Raw genomic sequence first — 16,606 nt, 5'->3', positions numbered from 1 at the left:
TGAAGGCACGCGTGCGGCCCGTGTCCTGGTCCTGCCCGCGGAACTTGTAGTTGCTCGTGAGTGCCACATTGGCCGTCAGCTGTGCGCTGGCGAACATCGGCAGGGTGGCAAGGGCGACCACGGCCAAGGCCTGGGCAGTTTTACGGTGCATCATCGATTTGGCTCCTGTGCGGGAATTGAAGGTAGGGGGAAGCCTGTCAAAGCAGGGAGCGTGCCAAACTGCACGGGTCTAGGGCGCAAGGGTGATCAGGTCAGCGCTGTCACGGCTTGAAACGTAGCCAAAATTGTTTCAAACCGCAGGGGCGCACCAATGTGAACGTTGTCGCTCCGGACATACAAGATCGCACCATATTGGTGAAAGGGGGAAGAATGAGTCTGTCTTTGGTGCAAAGCCGCGCCCTGCTCGGGCTCGAAGCGACTGCTGTCACGGTCGAAGTGCACCTGGCCAACGGGCTGCCCAGCTTCACGCTGGTGGGCCTGGCCGACGTGGAAGTCAAGGAAGCCCGCGAGCGCGTGCGCTCGGCGATCCACAACGCCGGGCTGGAATTCCCCAGCAACAAGCGCATCACCGTCAACCTTGCGCCGGCCGATCTGCCGAAGGATTCCGGCCGTTTCGACCTGCCGATCGCCCTGGGCATCCTTGCCGCCAGTGGCCAGATCGACCCCGAGCGGCTGGCTGGCCACGAGTTCGCAGGTGAGCTCTCACTCTCCGGTCATCTCCGGCCCGTGCGTGGTGCGCTGGCGATGGCGCTCGCGCTGCACACGCGCGGCGTGGCGACGCGGCTGGTGCTGCCGACCGACAGCGCCCAGGAGGCGGCGCTCGTGCCGGACGCGGTGGTCTATGGCGCGCAGCACCTGCTCGACGTGGTCGGGCAGTTCCTGCACCAGCCGGCGGGTGCACCCGAAACGCCGCCGTCCGCCGGCTGGACCCGTGTGGCGCCGAGCCCGGCCGCGGCCGCCGCGCCCTACGCCGACCTGGCCGACGTGAAAGGCCACGCCGGCATCAAGCGCGCGCTGGAGATTGCGGCGGCCGGCCAACACGGCCTGCTGATGGTCGGCCCGCCGGGCTCGGGCAAGTCGATGCTGGCCCAGCGCTTTGCCGGGCTGCTGCCGCCGATGACGGTCGAGGAGGCGCTCGAGAGCGCGGCCATCGCCAGCCTCGGCGGGCGCTTCACGCTGGCGCGCTGGATGGTGCGGCCGACGGCGGCGCCACACCACACGGCCAGCGCCGTGGCGCTGGTCGGGGGTGGTTCGCCGCCGCGCCCGGGCGAGATCTCGCTGGCGCACCAAGGCGTGCTCTTTCTCGACGAGTTTCCCGAGTTCGCCCGCGCCGCCCTCGAAGCGCTGCGCGAGCCGCTCGAGACCGGCACGATCACCATCTCGCGCGCGGCGCGCCGGGCCGAGTTCCCCGCGCGCTTCCAGCTCGTCGCGGCCATGAACCCGTGTCCTTGCGGCCACCTGGGCTCCGCGCTCAAGGCCTGCCGCTGCACGCCCGAGCAGGTGGCCCGCTACCAGGGCAAGCTCAGCGGCCCGCTGCTCGACCGCATCGACCTGCACGTGGAGGTGCCGGCGATCGCGCCGCGGCAGCTGCTCGACGCGGCGCCGGGCGAATCGACCGCCGACATCCGCGCGCGCGTCGTCGCCGCCCGCGAACGCGCCATCGCCCGCCAGGGCATGCCGAACCAGGCGCTGGCGGGCGCGGCGATCGACCGGCATGCTGCGCTGGAGCCGGCCGCGCTCGGCTTCCTGCACACCGCGGCCGCGCGGCTGGGCTGGTCGGCACGCAGCACGCACCGTGCGCTGAAGGTGGCGCGCACCATTGCCGACCTGGCGGCCACCGAAACCGTGCAGCAGGCGCACGTGGCCGAGGCGGTGCAGTACCGGCGCGCGCTGCGCTGAACAGGGTCGAACCGGGTTCCCTGCCACTGTTGGCTTTTCGGCGAACACTGCATTCGCAAAGCAACCGCGCCTGCAACGACCGGCTGCGCGACCATCGCTCCATGGCAGCGCACCGGGCGCGGTCAATCCCTCAAACCAAGGAGAACACCATGAGCACCCCCCTCGACCGCAAGATCGCCTTCATCACCGGCGGCAACCGCGGCATCGGCTTCGAAACCGCGCGCCAGCTCGGCGCCCTCGGCATCCTGCCGGTGATCGGCGCCCGCAGCGCCGAAGCCGGCCGCGACGCCGTCGCCCAGTTGCGCGAGGAAGGCATCGAGGCCGAATCGATCGTCTTCGACGTGACCGACGACGCCGACCACCGCCGCGCCTTCGAGGTCTTCCAGAAGAAGGCCGGCCGCCTCGACATCCTGATCAACAACGCCGGTGTCTACCTCGAAGGCGAGCCCGGCGGCGCTCAGCGCTACCTGCCCTCGACGGTGCCCGACAAGGTGCTGCGCGCGACCTTCGACGCCAACCTGTTCGCGCCCATCGCCGTCACGCAGGCCCTGCTGCCGCTGCTGCGCCTCGCGCCGGCCGGCCGCATCGTCAACCTGTCGAGCATCCTCGGCTCGCTGACGCTGCACAGCGACCCCGCGTCGCCGATCTACGACGCGAAGGCGACCGCTTACGACGCCTCGAAGACGGCCCTCAATGCCTACACGGTGCACCTGGCCTACGAGCTCAAGGGCAGCAGCACCAAAGTCAATTCGGCCCACCCCGGCTGGGTGCAGACCGCCATGGGCGGCAGCAATGCGCCGATGAACGTGGCCGACGGCGCCAAGACCAGCGTGCAACTGGCGACGCTGCCAGCCGACGGCCCGAGCGGCGGCTTCTTCCACCTGGGCGAGCAGCTGCCCTGGTGAGCTTCAGAGCAGCCCGCGGTGCGCCAGGTTGCGCATCAGCGCGGTGATGCCGAAGGACCAGCGCGGCGCCTGATCGGCGTAGACCACGCGGTTGACCAGCGCGCCGAGTTCCGGTGCCCAGATGCGCACCTGGTCGCCCACGACGTGGGTGAAGCCCTGGCCGGGGCCATGGCGGTCCTGCGTCGGCGCGAACATCGTGCCCAGGAAGAGCATCAGCCCGTCGGGGTAGTCGTGGTGCGGGTTGATGGCCTGGCCCACCAGGTCGAGCGGGTCGCGGCTGATCTTCGCGAGCGAGCTCGAACCCTCCATCGTGAAGCCTTCCGGCCCCGTGACGCGCAGGCCGACCGTGATGCGGCGCACGTCGTCGATGCCGAAGTCGGCGTCGAACAGGCGGATGAAGGGGCCGATGGCGCACGAGGCGTTGTTGTCCTTGGCCTTGCCCAGCAGCAGCGCGCTGCGGCCTTCGAAGTCGCGCAGGTTCACGTCGTTGCCCAACGCCGCGCCGAGCGTCTGGCCGCGGCTGTTCACGGCCAGCACCACCTCGGGTTCCGGGTTGTTCCAGACCGAGCCCGAATGGATGCCGACATCGGCACCCGTGCCCACGGCCGACAGCACCGGCGCCTTGGTGAAGATCTCGGCGTCGGGCCCGATGCCGACCTCCAGGTACTGCGACCACGCGCCCTGCGCGATCAGCACCTCTTTCACGCGCGCCGCCTCGGGCGAGCCCGGCACGATGTCGGCGAGGTTGTCGCCCAGCACGTCGCCGATGGCCTTGCGCGTGGCCTCGGCCCGCGACGCATCGCCGCGCGCCTGCTCCTCGATCACGCGTTCCAGCAGGCTGGCGACGAAGGTCACGCCGCTGGCCTTCACGGCCTGCAGGTCGCAAGGCGCGAGCAGCCAGGGCTGGGTCGTGTCGCGCGCCGTCTCGTCGCTGTTGGCCAGGGCCCCATCGAGCGAGGCGATGCGATGCGCGATGCCGTCCTGCAGCGCCGCGCGCACGGCGGCCGCGGGCGCGTCGCCTTCGAGCAGCTGGCTCATGGTGGGCGCGACCCGCGACAGGTCGTGCAGGTGGTCGCCATGCACCGCCACCAGCACCGGGCCGACGTCCGGTTGCCAGAGGCGACCGACCAGCGTGGCCTGCGCGGCGTCGTGCGGAAGAGAGGAAGAGGCACTGAGGGAGAGGGGCATGGTGTTGTCTCTGCTTGAAGTTCTGAAGGGCGCGCCGGCCGCGAAAGCCCGTGCGCCGCAACGATAACGCGCCCGGCCGCCGCGTGCGTGCCCCAGGGATTCCGTACCTGCCTGATCTGGCGCAGAAAGCCTCGGGCCATCTTGTGCGCACAATCGCAGTCCTCGCGCTCACTCGCGCCCTCGCGGCGCCGCCTGTCCCATGCTCGGTTTTCTGCCTCCCGTCGTTCGCGGCGTCATCGCCTTCCTGCTGCTCGTCGTCAACACCTTGTTCTGGTGCAGCCTGGTCTTCCTGCTCGCGCTGGTGAAGCTGGTGCTGCCCTTCGCCGCCGTGCGCCGGGGCATCGACCCGGTGCTCAACGGCGTGGCCACCGCCTGGATCGCCTGCAACAGCGGCTGGATGCGCCTCACCCAGCGGACGGCGTGGGACGTGCAGGGCGTCGACGGCCTGACCTACCGCGGCTGGTACCTGGTGAACGCCAACCACCAGTCGTGGGTCGACATCTTCGTGCTGCAGCACACGATGAACCGCCGCATTCCGATGCTGAAGTTCTTCCTCAAACAGCAGCTCATCTACGTGCCGGTGATCGGCCTGGCCTGGTGGGCGCTCGACTTCCCCTTCATGGCGCGCCATTCGAAGGCCGACCTGCGCAAGAACCCCGCGCTGCGCGGCCAGGACCGCGAGACCACCCGACGCGCCTGCGAGAAGTTCGCGCTGGTGCCCACCAGCGTGATGAACTTCGCCGAGGGCACGCGCTTCACGGCCGACAAGCACAAGGCGCAGAGCTCGCCCTACCGCCACCTGCTCAAGCCCAAGTCCGGCGCGCTGGCGCTCGCGCTCGAAGCGATGGGCGCCAAGTTCCAGTCGCTGATCGACGTGACCATCGTCTACCCCGACGGCGTGCCGAGCTTCTGGGACTTTCTCTGCGGCCGCACGACGCGTGTGGTCGTGCGGGCGCGCGAGGTGGCGATCCCGGCCGACTTCGCGCAGGGCGACTACGTCGCCGACTCGGTGTTCCGTGGCAAGTTCCACCGCTGGTTGGCCGCCATCTGGGCCGCCAAGGATGCGGAGATCGAGGGGTTGATGCAACCACAGGCCGCACCGTCCGACGCGGCGGCCACGAAGACTTGATCAGCGCTTGACGGTGGTTTCGGCACGCAGCCGCGCCACATCCTCCGCCAGGGTGGCCCACGGCGCAGCCTGCGGCGCGAAGCGCGCGCGCATGTAGCCGGCAAGCTCGACGATCTGCGCGTCGTCCAGCGCATCGCGGAAGGCCGGCATGAAGCCGATGTCCTTCGTGGCCGGCTCGCGCACGCCGTCGAGGATGGTGCGCAGCAGGTTGTCGGGCCGGTCGCTCGTGAGGTTGGTGTTGAGCGCGAGCGGCGTGTTGATGCCGAGCAGCGTCGGCCCGTCGCCGTCGTGGTGGCAGGCGGCGCAGGCGTTGTCGAACAGGCGCTGCGGCGCGCCGAGCAACCGGCCCTTGTTGGCGGCGGCCGACTGCACGGCCTGCGCGGCCAGTGCCTGCGGGTCGGGCACCGCCGGGTTGAAGGACGCGAGGTAGGTGCTCATCGCGCGGATGTCGTCGTCGGGCACCTGCTGCAGTTCGCGCACCACCTCGGCCATCGGCCCGCCGGCGGTGCCGTGCGATGGCGCATGGCCGTTGCGCAGGTAACGGTAGAGCGCGTCGGCGTCCCAGGGCACGGCGGATGTCGACAGCGCCGTGAGCGCGGGCGCCTCCCAGCCGTCGACCATCGCGCCCGACAGGAAGGCGCTGCCGCCCTGCTCCGCACCCAGCGCATTGCGCGGCGTGTGGCAGGCGCCGCAGTGGCCCAGGCCGTTGACCAGGTAGGCGCCTCGGTTCCACTCGGCGCTCTGCGTGGCGACGGGCATGTACGGCGCGGGGTCGTGGAACAGCGCATTCCATCCGGCCATCAGCGGGCGCACGGCGAAAGGAAACTTCAGATCCGACGTCGGCGTCTCGGCATGCACCGGCGGCAGCGACATGAAGTGCGCGTACAACGCCTGCAGGTCGTCGTCGCTGGTCTTGGCGAAGGCGGTGTACGGAAAGGCCGGGTACAGGTGATGGCCGTCGCGCGAGACACCTTCACGCATCGCGCGCTGGAAGGCGCTGAAGGACCAGCGGCCCAGCCCGGTCTCGGGGTCGGGCGTGAGGTTGGTGGTGTAGATCGTGCCGAAGGGCGTGTCCATCGCACGGCCACCGGCGTTGGATGTGCCGCCCTCGGCGGTATGGCACACCGCGCAGTCGCCCAGCGCGGCGAGCACGCGGCCGCGCTCGATGGTGGTCGCGCTGTAGACCGGCGCGGTGAGCGACACCGGCGCGATGGCCGAACGCCAGCCAAGCAGGCCGGCCACCACGCCGAGGCCGCCGATCAGCAACGCGCTCGCCGTGGCCCACGCGCCCTTGCGCTTCGGCCACGGCGCACCAGCCGGCACCCGCGCGGGCTGCGCGATCGGCACGGCATCGAGGCGCGGCGTATCGGTGCTCGCGTCGCCAGCCGGCGCCGGCAGCGGGTTCAGCGCCGCCAGCACCACTTCCGGCGTGAACGGCGGCGAACGGAAGCGCACCCCCGTTGCGTCGAAGATCGCATTCGCGATGGCCGCCGTGCCCGGCACCGACGACGACTCGCCCGCGCCCAGCGGTGCCTCGCCCTGCCGCGGCATGTGCATCACCTCGATCACCGGCACCTGGCGGAAGTTGATGATCGGGTAGCCGCCCCACTCGCGGTTCGCCACCACGCCGGATGGCGGCCGACCGGCCATCACCTCACCCGCCGGCGCACCGCCCGCCTGCTGCGGCGCGAAGCGCACCGCTTCCATCAGCGCGCGGCTGGTGGTCTGGATCACGTTGCCGTGGATCTGGTGCTCGACGCCCGCGGGGTTGACCATCATCCCCGCGTCGTGGCCGACCACCACGCGCCGCACGTGCACCTCGCCGGTCTTGCGGTTGACCTCGACATCGGCCACCCAGGCAGCCCAGGCGGCGCCGTAGCCAGGCCACTTGCTGTGCACGTAGCGCGCATAGGCAAAGCCCTGGCCGAAGAGGATGTCGCCGCCGTCGCCGAGCCCGCCATCGGCCTTCTCCTGCGGCCCGGTGCGCATGCGCCAGCCGGCCTTCTGCGCGGTGGCCTGCACCAGCTCAGCGGCCCGCTCGTCGTGCAGGTGGCGCAGGCGGAACTGCACCGGGTCGACGCCCGCCGCGGTCGCCAGTTCGTCGATGTACGACTCGTGCGCGAACGAGCTCGGCAGCGCCGACACGCCGCGCAGCCACGAGGCGCGCACGATCGGCGCCATGTCGTTGACCGTCACGCGCAGGTTGTCGACCGTGTAGGGCGGGCGCGCCGTTCGGTCGCCCATCTCGTAGGCCTGCGCCACCGGCTCGACCGCGCGCGTGAGCAGCAGCGCCAGCGTGGGCGCGCCGTTCGACGGGTACGAGGTCTCGAAGTCGTAGGCCGCGATGCCACCGTCGGCGTCGAGCCCGCCGTTGACGTCCATCAGCTGCGCGGCGCCCTTGGGCTCCCACGCATGTTCCTGTTCGCGCGTGAGCTGCACGCGCACCGGCGCGCCGACCGCGCGGGCGAGCAGCGCCGCATCGGCGGCCACGTCGTCGGCGCCGTTGCGGCCGTAGCAGCCCGCGGCTTCCATGCGGACGACATCGACCTGCACGTCCTGCAGATCCATCAGTTGGGCGAGGTCGGCGCGCAGCACGTGCGGGCTCTGGGAACCGGCCCACACCTTCAGCTTGACGCCGTCCGCAGCGTCCGATTGCCAATCGGCCAATGCACACGACGGCCCGATCGACGCGTGCATTTGATAAGGCCACACGTAGGTGCGCCGCATCGGCTGCGCCGCACGTGCAATGGCGCCGTCGACATCGCCGTCGTCGATCAGCAGGCGCTGCGTCGCGGGGTTGTTGCGCAGCGCCTGTTCCACGTTCGACAGGTCCGGCATGCCGGGCCAGGCCTTCCAGGTCACGCGCAATTCGCGCATGGCCTGCTCGGCGTGTTCCTCGCGTTCGGCCACGATGCCGACGAAGTCGCGCAGCACCACCACGGCGCGCACACCCGGGATGTGCGCGATGGACGACTCGTCCACCGACTCCAGCGTGTTGCCGATGAAGTCGCCATGGTCCGCGCCCGCGTACGGCGGCCGCACCACACGCCCGTGCAGCATGCCGGGCACGCGCATGTCGTGCACGAAGACGAGCTCGCCCGCCAGCTTGGCCGGAATGTCGACGCGCGGCTGGCGCGTGCCGACGACGCGGTAGTCGGCGGGATGCTTCAGTGCCGTGTCGGGTGAGAGCCGGAGCACGGTGCGCTGACCCGCGACCAGTTGCGCGTACGTCACCTGCCGCGACACGTCGTCGGCCACGCGCACGATGCCGTGGCGCACCTCGAGCGAGGCCACCGGCGCACCGAGCCGTTCGGCCGCGCGTTCCAGCAGCCAGGCGCGCGCCTGTGCCGCGGCCAGCCGCAGCGGTTGCGCGTGGATCTGGATCGATGCACTCGCGATGGTGCCGCCCTGGTTGGGCGCGCGCGCGGTGTCGCCCAGCATCATGCGGACGCAGGGCATGCCCAGGTCGAGCTCTTCGGCGACGAGCTGCGACAGCGCGGTCTGCAGGCCGGTGCCCAGGTCGACGTGGCCGTGCAGCGCTGAGGCGCTGCCGTCGTCCCACACCGCCAACAGAATCTCGTCGCCTTCGGTGGGGTTGCCCGACACGGCGATCGGCTGGCCCGGCGTCGGCGGCGGCGCGGGCGGCGTCTCGCGCGTGACGATCAGCACGCCGCTGGCCGCGAGGAAGCCGGCGCGGGTCTGCGGCAGGTCGGCGCGCCGCGTCACGGCGTGGGCTCCTGCGCCATGCGCAGCGCGGCCAGGCGCACCGCCTCGAGGATCTCGACGTGCGTGCCGCAACGGCACAGGTTGCCCGAGAGCTCGCTGCGGATGCGCGCCTCGCTCGGATGCGGCTCGCGCGCCAGCAGTGCCGCGGCCTGCATCACCATGCCGTTGAGGCAGTAGCCGCACTGGGCGGCCTGGGCGTCTTCGAAGGCCGCCTGCACCGGATGCCACTGCTCACGCGTGCCCAAACCTTCGAGCGTCGTGATGTCACGCCCCGTCACCCCATGCGCCGGAATCACGCAAGAGCGCGCCGCGACGCCGTCGACCCACACGGTGCAGGCGCCGCATTGCCCGAGTCCGCAGCCGTACTTGGGGCCGTTGAGGCCCAGGTCGTTGCGCAGCAGCTGCAGCAACGATGTTTCATGGGACACGGCCAGCGCCTGCGGCTCGCCGTTGACGGTCAAGCTGACCGGGCTGGCCGCGTGCGCTGTGGGTTCAGCGCTGCAGCCGTCCGTCACGCTTGTACATCTCCAGGTCGACAAAGGTCGAGCCGTTGTGGTTCCTCGGGCCGTAGGTCACCGGGAACTCGCCGAAGCGCGTGTTGCCGATGCCCTCCATGCCCGCGACGAAGGCCTCGCGCGTCGGGTTGCGGCCCGCGCGCCGCAGTCCTTCGGCGAACACACGGGCGACGATGTAGCCCTCGAGCGCCGTGTAGCTGTCGATCTTCTCGCCGGCCTCGGCCCGGTCGCGCTGGTAGTCGGCCACGATCGGCACCGACAGCGAATGCGGCGGCGGCACGATGCTGGCCGTGACCAGACCTTCGAGCTTGCCCTGCAGCCGCTCGGCCGACCCCAGCGCATCGGTGATGCCGACCGACAGCGTGTAGAGCGGTGCCGCCGCGCCGCCGGCGCGGTAGTCGCGGATGAAGACCTCGACCATGCGGCCGGCCATGATCATCACCACCGCGCCGGGCTTGGCGCCCGTGAGCGTCGCGCTGATCTCCTTGGCGTCGGTCGCGGCGATGGCCATCGGCACGGCCTTGACCACCTGCACCTTGTGGTCGGCCGCCAGCTGCTCGCAGGTGGCGAGGTTCGACTTGCCGAAGGCGCTGTCCTGGAACACCACGGCGATGTTGGTGATGCCGATGGTCGACAGGTGGCTGATGATCTTGCGCAGCTCGAGGTCGTAGCCCGCGCGCACATGGAACAGGTTGCGGTTGAAGCTGGTGCGAAACGACGTGGTGCCCACCAGCGGCGCGAACATCGGAACGCTCGCCTTGTCGGCCAGCGGCATCGCCGCAGCGAGGTTGCCGGTGGCGACGTAGCCGATCAGCGCGAAGACCTTGTCCTCGTCGATCAGCTTGGCAGTGTTGACGGCGGTCTTCGCGGGCTCGTAGACGTCGTCGTACGAAATCAACTCGATCTTCCGGCCGTTGATGCCACCACCCTTGTTGATACGGCCGAAGCAGACCTGCAGGCCGGCGCGGTAGTCGACGCCGAAGTCCTTGGCAGGACCGCTGAACACGGCCGATTGGCCGATGCGGATGACGTTGTCGGACACGCCATTCTCCGCACGGGCGAACCCGGAGACGGCAGGGATCATCACGGCGGCGGCACTGCGCGCCACCATCGTGCGTCGTGAAACGGGGCCCACGCTCAAGCCGTTTCGATGTCGCTGGACTGGATGCGCTTCACGCCTTTGGCCGCCATCTGCTTCCAGGCGGCCGCGAGCGAGCCGTTGAGGTCGATGCCGCGCGTGGCGTCCTCGATCACGTAGGCCTCGAAGCCGGCCTTGCGCGCGTCCATCGCGGTCCAGGCGACGCAGAAGTCGGTGGCCAGGCCGGTGACGTACACCGTCTTGATGCCGCGCGCCTTGAGGTAGCCGGCCAGGCCGGTGACCGTCTTGTGGTCGGCCTCCTCGAAGGCCGAGTAGCTGTCGACGCCCGGGTTGTAGCCCTTGCGGATGATCAGTTGCGCGGTCGGCAGCTTCAGGTCCTTGTGCAGCGACGCGTCGTCGGTGCCCTGCACGCAGTGGTCGGGCCACAGCACCTGCGTGCCGTACTTGAGCGTCGTGGTCTCGAAAGGTTTCTTGCCCGGGTAGGCCGTCGCGAAGGACGCATGGCCGGGCGTGTGCCAATCCTGCGTGACCACCACGTTCCGGAAGGCGCCCGCCAGCTTGTTGATCACCGGCACCACCTCGGCCCCACCCTTCACCGGCAACGTGCCGCCTTCGACGAAGCAGTTCTGCACATCGACCACGATCAGCGCGGCGTTGGCCGCCGGCCTGAGCTTGCCAGCGGCGAAGAGCTGCGGCGACAACGCCACGAGCCCGAGGGCGGCGCCGGCGTGAAGGATGGTTCTGCGTTGCATGACGAAGCTCCTGGCAAAGGTGGAGAAGAACGGTGATGGGACGCTGCGTTCAAACGCTCAGGTAGGCGCGGCGCACGTCGTCGTTCGCGGCGAGTTCGGCCATCGTCGCCTGGTAGCGGATCTGGCCCTTCTCGAGCACATAGGCCCGGTCGGACACCAGCTCGGCGAAGTGCATGTTCTGCTCCGACAGCAGGATGCTCACGCCCTGCGCCTTGAGTTCGAGGATCATGTTCGCCATCTGCTCGACGATGACCGGCGCCACGCCTTCGGACGGTTCGTCGAGCAGCACCAGGTAGGGGTTGCCCATCAGCGTGCGCGCCACGGTCAGCATCTGCTGCTCGCCGCCGCTCATGCGGCCACCGGGCCGGTTCGGCATCTCGCCGAGATTGGGGAAGAGCTTGAACAGCCGCTCGGGCGTCCACAGCGGCGCTTCGCTGCCGTCGGCCCAGCGCCGCGGCGGCTGCTTGCCGACCTCGAGGTTCTCCATCACCGTGAGGTCGGTGAACACGCGGCGGTCCTCGGGCACGAAGCCCAGGCCCATCTTGGCCGCGTGGTGCGGTTCGCTCTTGGAGATGTCGTGGCCAAGGAAGCTCAGCGCCCCTTTGCGCTTGGTCAGCATGCCGATCAGCGCCTTCAGCGTGGTCGACTTGCCGGCGCCGTTGCGGCCCATCAGCGCGACGACCTCGCCGCGGCGGACTTCGAGGTCGACGTCATACAGGATCTGCGCGGCGCCGTACCAGGCGCACAGCGACTTGGCGGTCAGCAGTGTCTCGTGTGTGCTCATACCCCGGCTCCCACCGCCGCGTTCACTTCCGCGGCCTTTTCTGCGATCTTCTCGAAGGTCTTGCCACTGCCGAAGTACACCTCCTGCACCTTCGGGTGGTCGCGGATCTCCAGCGGCTTGCCCTGCGCGATGAGGCGCCCGCGGGCCAGCACGATCATGCGGTCGGCATAGGCGAAGACCACGTCCATGCTGTGCTCGGTGAAGAGCACGGCCATGCCGCGCTGGATCACCAGGTCCTTGGTCAGCGCCATGAGCGAGTTGCGCTCCTTCGGCGCCATGCCAGCGGTGGGCTCGTCCATCAGCAGCAGCTTGGGTTCGTTGGCCATCGCAATGGCGAGTTCGACGCGCTTCACGTCGCCGTACGCCAGTTCGCTGCACGGCCGGTCGGCCTGGGCCTTCATGCCGACCTGGTCGAGCAGCGCCAGCGCGTCGTCGCGCCGATGGTCGGCCGCGCGGCGCCACATCGAAAACAGCTTGCCGTCGTGCGAGAGCAGCGCCATCTGCACGTTCTCGACCACGGTCAACGACGCGAAGGTCTCGGCGATCTGGAAGGTGCGGCCCACGCCCAGGCGCCAGATCTCGCGCGGCTTGCGGCCGACGAGCTCTTCGCCGTTGAGCTTGATCGAGCCCTGGTCGGCCTTGAGCTGGCCGTTGACCATGTTGAAGGTGGTCGACTTTCCTGCCCCGTTGGGGCCGATCAGCGCCAGCAGTTCACCCGGCGCGAGGTCGAAGCTGATGCCGTCGACGGCCTTCACGCCGCCGAAGGACTTGCCGAGGTTCTCGACCTTGAGAAGGGGTACGCCGCTCATGCCTTGGCCTCTTCGATCGCAGCCGCTGCGGGCTTGCGTTTGCGCCTGTCGAACAGCTGCTTGGCGAAGCCCGCGATGCCTTGCGGGAACAGCAGCACCAAGAGCAGGATGATCGCGCCGAGCATCGCGCGCCAGTAGTCGGTGTTGCGCGCCACCGTGTCGTGCAGCCAGCTGAAGGTGACCGCGCCGACCACCGGCCCGGCCAGCGTCTGGATGCCGCCGAGCAGCACCATCACCAGGCCGTCGACCGACTTGTCGACGCTCAGGCTTTCCGGCGAGATGCTGCCCTTGGAGAACGCGTAGAGCGAACCCGCGAGACCAGCTGCGGCACCGGCGATGACGAAGGCGGTCCACTGCATGCGCTTGACGTCGATGCCGATCGCATCGGCGCGCAGCACCGAATCGCGGCCCGCACGCAGTGCATAGCCGAAGGGCGAGAACAGCACGCGGCGCAACAACAGAATGCCGGCCGCGACCAGCACCAGCGTGAGCCAGTAGTAGGCGCGCTTGTCCGAGAGCCATTCCGACGGCCAGACGCCGGTGAGGCCGTTGCTGCCGCCGGTGAGCGAATCCCATTGGTAGACGATGGCCCAGGTGATTTGCGCAAAGGCCAGCGTGAGCATCGCGAGGTACACGCCCGACAGCCGCACCGCGAACCAGCCGTAGATCAAGGCGCCGATGGCGGCGACCAGCGGCGCGACGATGAGCGCGACTTCCATCGGCAGGCCGCTGGCGCGCACCAGCAGCGCGGCACCGTACGCGCCAAGGCCGAAGTACGCGGCATGGCCGAACGAATGCATCCCCGCTGGCCCCATGATGAAGTGCAGGCTGGCGGCGAACAGCGCCGCGATCAGCAGGTCGATCATCAGCACCGTCGTGTACGGCGAGCTGGCCGTCAGCACCGGCATCGCCATCAGCACCACGCCGAGCGCACCGACCAGCCACAGGTAGCCCTTGCTCGCGCGGCGCAGCGGTTCTTCGGGCATGCCGACGTAGCGGCTCGGCGCCTGCGGGCGACCGAACAGGCCCCACGGCCGCCACACCAGCACGATCGCCATCACGACGAAGTCGGTCACCAGCGTGAGCTTCGAAAAGGAAATGCTCAGGCCGAAGATGTCGACGACGCCGAGCCAGATGCAGATCGCCTTGATCTGCGACAGCAACAACGCCGCCACGTAGGCGCCGGGGATGGAGCCCATGCCACCGACCACGACCACCACGAACGCAGCGCCGATGGTGTTGAGGTCGAGTGCCAGCGTGGCCGGTTCGCGCGGCAGCTGCAACGCGCCGCCGAGGCCCGCCAGCATCGCGCCGAGCGCGAACACCGCCGTGAAGAGCCAGGCCTGGTTCACGCCCAGTGCGCTGACCATTTCGCGGTCTTGCGTGGCGGCGCGCACCAGCGTGCCGAAGCGGGTGCGCGTGAGCAGCAGCCACATGAACAAGAGCACGACCGGCCCAACGACGATGAGGAAGAGGTCGTAGGTCGGGAACTGCCGCCCGAGGATGTCGACCGAGCCCGAGAGGCCCGGCGCGCGGGGGCCGAGCAGTTCGTCGGGGCCCCAGACATAGAGCACCGCGTCCTTGATGATGAGGACGAGGGCGAAGGTCGCCAAGAGCTGGAACAGCTCCGGCGATTTGTAGATGCGGCGCAGCAGCACCATCTCGATCAGCGCGCCGAGCACGCCGACCGACAGCGCCGCGATCACCAGCGCGGGCCAGAAGCCCAGGCCCGTGCCGAGCTTCTCGACCAGCGTGTAGGCGACATAGATGCCGACCATGAAGAAGGAGCCGTGCGCAAAGTTGACGATGCGTGTGACGCCGAAGATCAGCGACAGGCCCGCCCCCACGAGGAACAGCGAAGAAGCCGACGACAGTCCCGTGAGGAACTGCAGCAGCAAGGACGAGAGACTCATGGGTGCAAGCGTTCCGGAAAGAGGATCAGTCGGCTGCGCGCGACTTCTTGACGTCGGCAGCGCTCGGCTGGAACTTGGCGCCGTCGAAGTAGGTGTAGTCGACCATCACGCCCTTGCCGTTGTCGTTCTTGGTCTTGCCGACGAAAGCGCCCATGGTGGACTGGTGGTCTTCGGGGCGGTAGGTGATCTTGCCGAACGGCGTGTCGACCACCAGGCCCTTGAAGGCCGCGACCATCTTGGCCGTTTCGGTGCTCTTGGCCTTGGCGGCGCCGGCGGCGACCGACTTGATCATGCTGTAGCCGACCACCGAGCCGAGGCGCGGGTAGTCCTTGTACTTCTCGTGGTACGCCAGGAAGAAGGCCTTGTGCTCGGGCGTCTGCACGCCGTACCACGGGTAGCCGGTCACGATCCAGCCGTTGGGCGTCTCGTCCTTGAGCGGGTCGAGGTACTCGGGCTCGCCGGTCAGCACGCTCACGACCGCGCGGTCCTTGAAGAGGCCGCGCGTGTTGCCTTCGCGCACGAACTTCGAGAGGTCGGCACCGAACAGCACGTTGAAGATCGCATCGGGCTTGGCATCGGCCAGCGCCTGCGCCACGGCACCTGCATCGACCTTGCCGAGCGGCGGCGCCTGCTCGGCGACGAACTCCACGTCGGGCTGCGCAGCCTTCAACAGCGTCTTGAACGCGGCGACGGCGGACTGACCGTATTCGTAGTTGGGGTACACGAAGGCCCAGCGCTTCTTCTTCAGCTTGACGGCTTCGGGCACCAGCATCGCGGCCTGCATGTAGGTGCCGGGGCGCAGGCGGAAGGTGTACTCGTTGCCGCCCTGCCAGGTCATCTTGTCGGTCAGCGGTTCGCCGGCCAGGAAGAAGACCTTCTTCTGCTTGGCGAAGTCGGCCACGGCCAGGCCGGTGTTCGACAGGAAGGTCCCGGTCAGCACATCGATCTTTTCGCGGGCGACCAGCTCCTCGGCCACGCGCACCGCGTCGCCGGGGTTGGCGTTGTCGTCGCGCGTGATGAGCTCGACCTTCTTGCCGTTGACGCCGCCCTTGGCATTGATCTCTTCGACGGCCAGTTCCATGCCCTTCTTGTAGGGCTCGAGGAAGGCGGGCTGCGCCTTGTAGCTGTTGACTTCGCCGATCTTGATCACGCCCTGCGCATGCGCGGGAACGAGAGCGGTGGCGAGCGTGGCAACGGCGGCCGCGCTGAAGACATGACGCAATGGGTTCATGGGGAAACTCCTGGAGAGGTCGAACAGAAAAAACACAACGGGGCAGGCTCGGTGACGGTGCGGTCAGCGCAGACCGTCTTCGCCCTTGACTTCGGAATGCTGGAGGCCGCCGATGCGCGGCAGCGGACGGCCGCTGTCGGTCACGGCGACGGCCACGACGATCTCGTTGGCCCGCGGCGCGTCGGACACCCGCGCCTCGACGGCGTCGAAGTGGCTGCGCACGAAAGCCGCGTCCTTGTGGCCCAGCGGCACATCGATCGCGGTGCCCAGCGTGCCGCGCTTCTTGGCCGAGGGCACCAGCGCGGCGCCCTTCTCGACCGCCACGCGCAACGGTGCGCCCAGCTTCGGATGCAGGATGGCGGCGGCGTGCTCGAGTTCGCCGGCCTCGCCGACGATGGCCGCCTTGCCGTAGCTCTGCGCATCGCCGGGTGCGATGCCCAGTGCCGCGACCGCCTTCTGGCCCAGCAGCGCGCCCAGCTCTTCGCCGATGGCGATCAGTTCGTCGAGCGACTCGCTGTAGCGGCCGGCGTAGGGGTTCTCGATGACGGCGATGGCCACGGCACGGCGCGTCGGCGGCGTGATGTCCTTGCCCATCTCTTTACGGGTTTCATCGACCTGCACGATCAACTTGCGAATGTTGGCACTCATGATGTATT

Annotated in this window: 13 protein-coding genes and 1 pseudogene; 3 read left to right on the top strand and 11 right to left on the bottom strand. The window is 69.2% G+C overall.

Features of this window, described 5'->3' with window-relative positions; all coding sequences use genetic code 11:
* A pseudogene (locus ACSFA2_RS23810) lies at window positions 1-151 on the bottom strand (TorF family putative porin); the annotation flags it as partial.
* A 218-nt stretch (window positions 152-369) separates the two neighbouring features.
* Here ACSFA2_RS23810 and ACSFA2_RS23805 point away from each other — a divergent pair.
* Window positions 370-1,899, top strand: coding sequence for a YifB family Mg chelatase-like AAA ATPase (locus tag ACSFA2_RS23805; RefSeq protein WP_435457798.1), 1,530 nt, complete (start codon window positions 370-372; stop codon window positions 1,897-1,899).
* A 149-nt stretch (window positions 1,900-2,048) separates the two neighbouring features.
* Window positions 2,049-2,804 carry an SDR family oxidoreductase gene (locus ACSFA2_RS23800; protein ID WP_435457797.1) on the top strand — a complete coding sequence of 252 codons (756 nt, stop codon included), beginning with the start codon at window positions 2,049-2,051 and terminating at the stop codon, window positions 2,802-2,804.
* Between the two features lie 3 nt (window positions 2,805-2,807).
* On the opposite strand, the gene ACSFA2_RS23795 is transcribed toward ACSFA2_RS23800, so the two are convergent.
* Window positions 2,808-3,992, bottom strand: coding sequence for a fumarylacetoacetate hydrolase family protein (locus ACSFA2_RS23795; protein ID WP_435457796.1), 1,185 nt, complete (start codon window positions 3,990-3,992; stop codon window positions 2,808-2,810).
* Window positions 3,993-4,191: 199 nt separating this feature from the next.
* Here ACSFA2_RS23795 and ACSFA2_RS23790 point away from each other — a divergent pair, with 199 nt between their 5' ends.
* Window positions 4,192-5,121: an acyltransferase gene (locus tag ACSFA2_RS23790; RefSeq protein ID WP_435457795.1), complete on the top strand. Its 930-nt coding sequence runs from the start codon at window positions 4,192-4,194 to the stop codon at window positions 5,119-5,121.
* On the opposite strand, the gene ACSFA2_RS23785 is transcribed toward ACSFA2_RS23790, so the two are convergent.
* The 9 genes from ACSFA2_RS23785 to ACSFA2_RS23745 all read right to left on the bottom strand — a co-directional run bounded on the left by ACSFA2_RS23785 (window position 5,122) and on the right by ACSFA2_RS23745 (window position 16,598).
* Complete coding sequence (locus tag ACSFA2_RS23785; protein WP_435457794.1) at window positions 5,122-8,847, bottom strand: molybdopterin cofactor-binding domain-containing protein; 3,726 nt, start codon at window positions 8,845-8,847, stop codon at window positions 5,122-5,124.
* Window positions 8,844-9,362 carry a (2Fe-2S)-binding protein gene (locus ACSFA2_RS23780; RefSeq protein ID WP_435457793.1) on the bottom strand — a complete coding sequence of 173 codons (519 nt, stop codon included), beginning with the start codon at window positions 9,360-9,362 and terminating at the stop codon, window positions 8,844-8,846. Before ACSFA2_RS23780 ends, ACSFA2_RS23785 begins: the two co-directional genes overlap by 4 nt.
* Complete coding sequence (locus ACSFA2_RS23775) at window positions 9,340-10,473, bottom strand: ABC transporter substrate-binding protein (RefSeq protein WP_435457805.1); 1,134 nt, start codon at window positions 10,471-10,473, stop codon at window positions 9,340-9,342. The genes ACSFA2_RS23780 and ACSFA2_RS23775 overlap by 23 nt, the downstream gene beginning before the upstream one ends.
* A gap of 26 nt (window positions 10,474-10,499) precedes the next feature.
* Window positions 10,500-11,213, bottom strand: coding sequence for a bifunctional nicotinamidase/pyrazinamidase (pncA, locus tag ACSFA2_RS23770; RefSeq protein ID WP_435457792.1), 714 nt, complete (start codon window positions 11,211-11,213; stop codon window positions 10,500-10,502).
* 49 nt (window positions 11,214-11,262) lie between these two features.
* On the bottom strand, window positions 11,263-11,997 hold the full coding sequence (locus tag ACSFA2_RS23765) for an ABC transporter ATP-binding protein (protein ID WP_435457791.1): 735 nt from the start codon (window positions 11,995-11,997) through the stop codon (window positions 11,263-11,265).
* Window positions 11,994-12,806 carry an ABC transporter ATP-binding protein gene (locus ACSFA2_RS23760; protein ID WP_435457790.1) on the bottom strand — a complete coding sequence of 271 codons (813 nt, stop codon included), beginning with the start codon at window positions 12,804-12,806 and terminating at the stop codon, window positions 11,994-11,996. The genes ACSFA2_RS23765 and ACSFA2_RS23760 overlap by 4 nt, the downstream gene beginning before the upstream one ends.
* Window positions 12,803-14,719, bottom strand: a complete 1,917-nt coding sequence (locus tag ACSFA2_RS23755; RefSeq protein WP_435457789.1) for an ABC transporter permease — start codon at window positions 14,717-14,719, stop codon at window positions 12,803-12,805. Before ACSFA2_RS23755 ends, ACSFA2_RS23760 begins: the two co-directional genes overlap by 4 nt.
* A 25-nt stretch (window positions 14,720-14,744) precedes the next feature.
* The gene (locus tag ACSFA2_RS23750; RefSeq protein WP_435457788.1) at window positions 14,745-15,950 is read right to left on the bottom strand and encodes an ABC transporter substrate-binding protein; all 1,206 of its coding nucleotides are present in this window, start codon (window positions 15,948-15,950) and stop codon (window positions 14,745-14,747) included.
* 63 nt (window positions 15,951-16,013) lie between these two features.
* Complete coding sequence (locus tag ACSFA2_RS23745) at window positions 16,014-16,598, bottom strand: amino acid synthesis family protein (protein WP_435457787.1); 585 nt, start codon at window positions 16,596-16,598, stop codon at window positions 16,014-16,016.
* Window positions 16,599-16,606: the final 8 nt, after the last annotated feature.

This window comes from Variovorax cryoconiti, assembly GCF_051216395.1.
Lineage (GTDB): Bacteria > Pseudomonadota > Gammaproteobacteria > Burkholderiales > Burkholderiaceae_C > Variovorax.
Note: the sequence above shows the minus strand (reverse complement) of the source record. Positions and strands in the feature narration are given on the sequence as shown.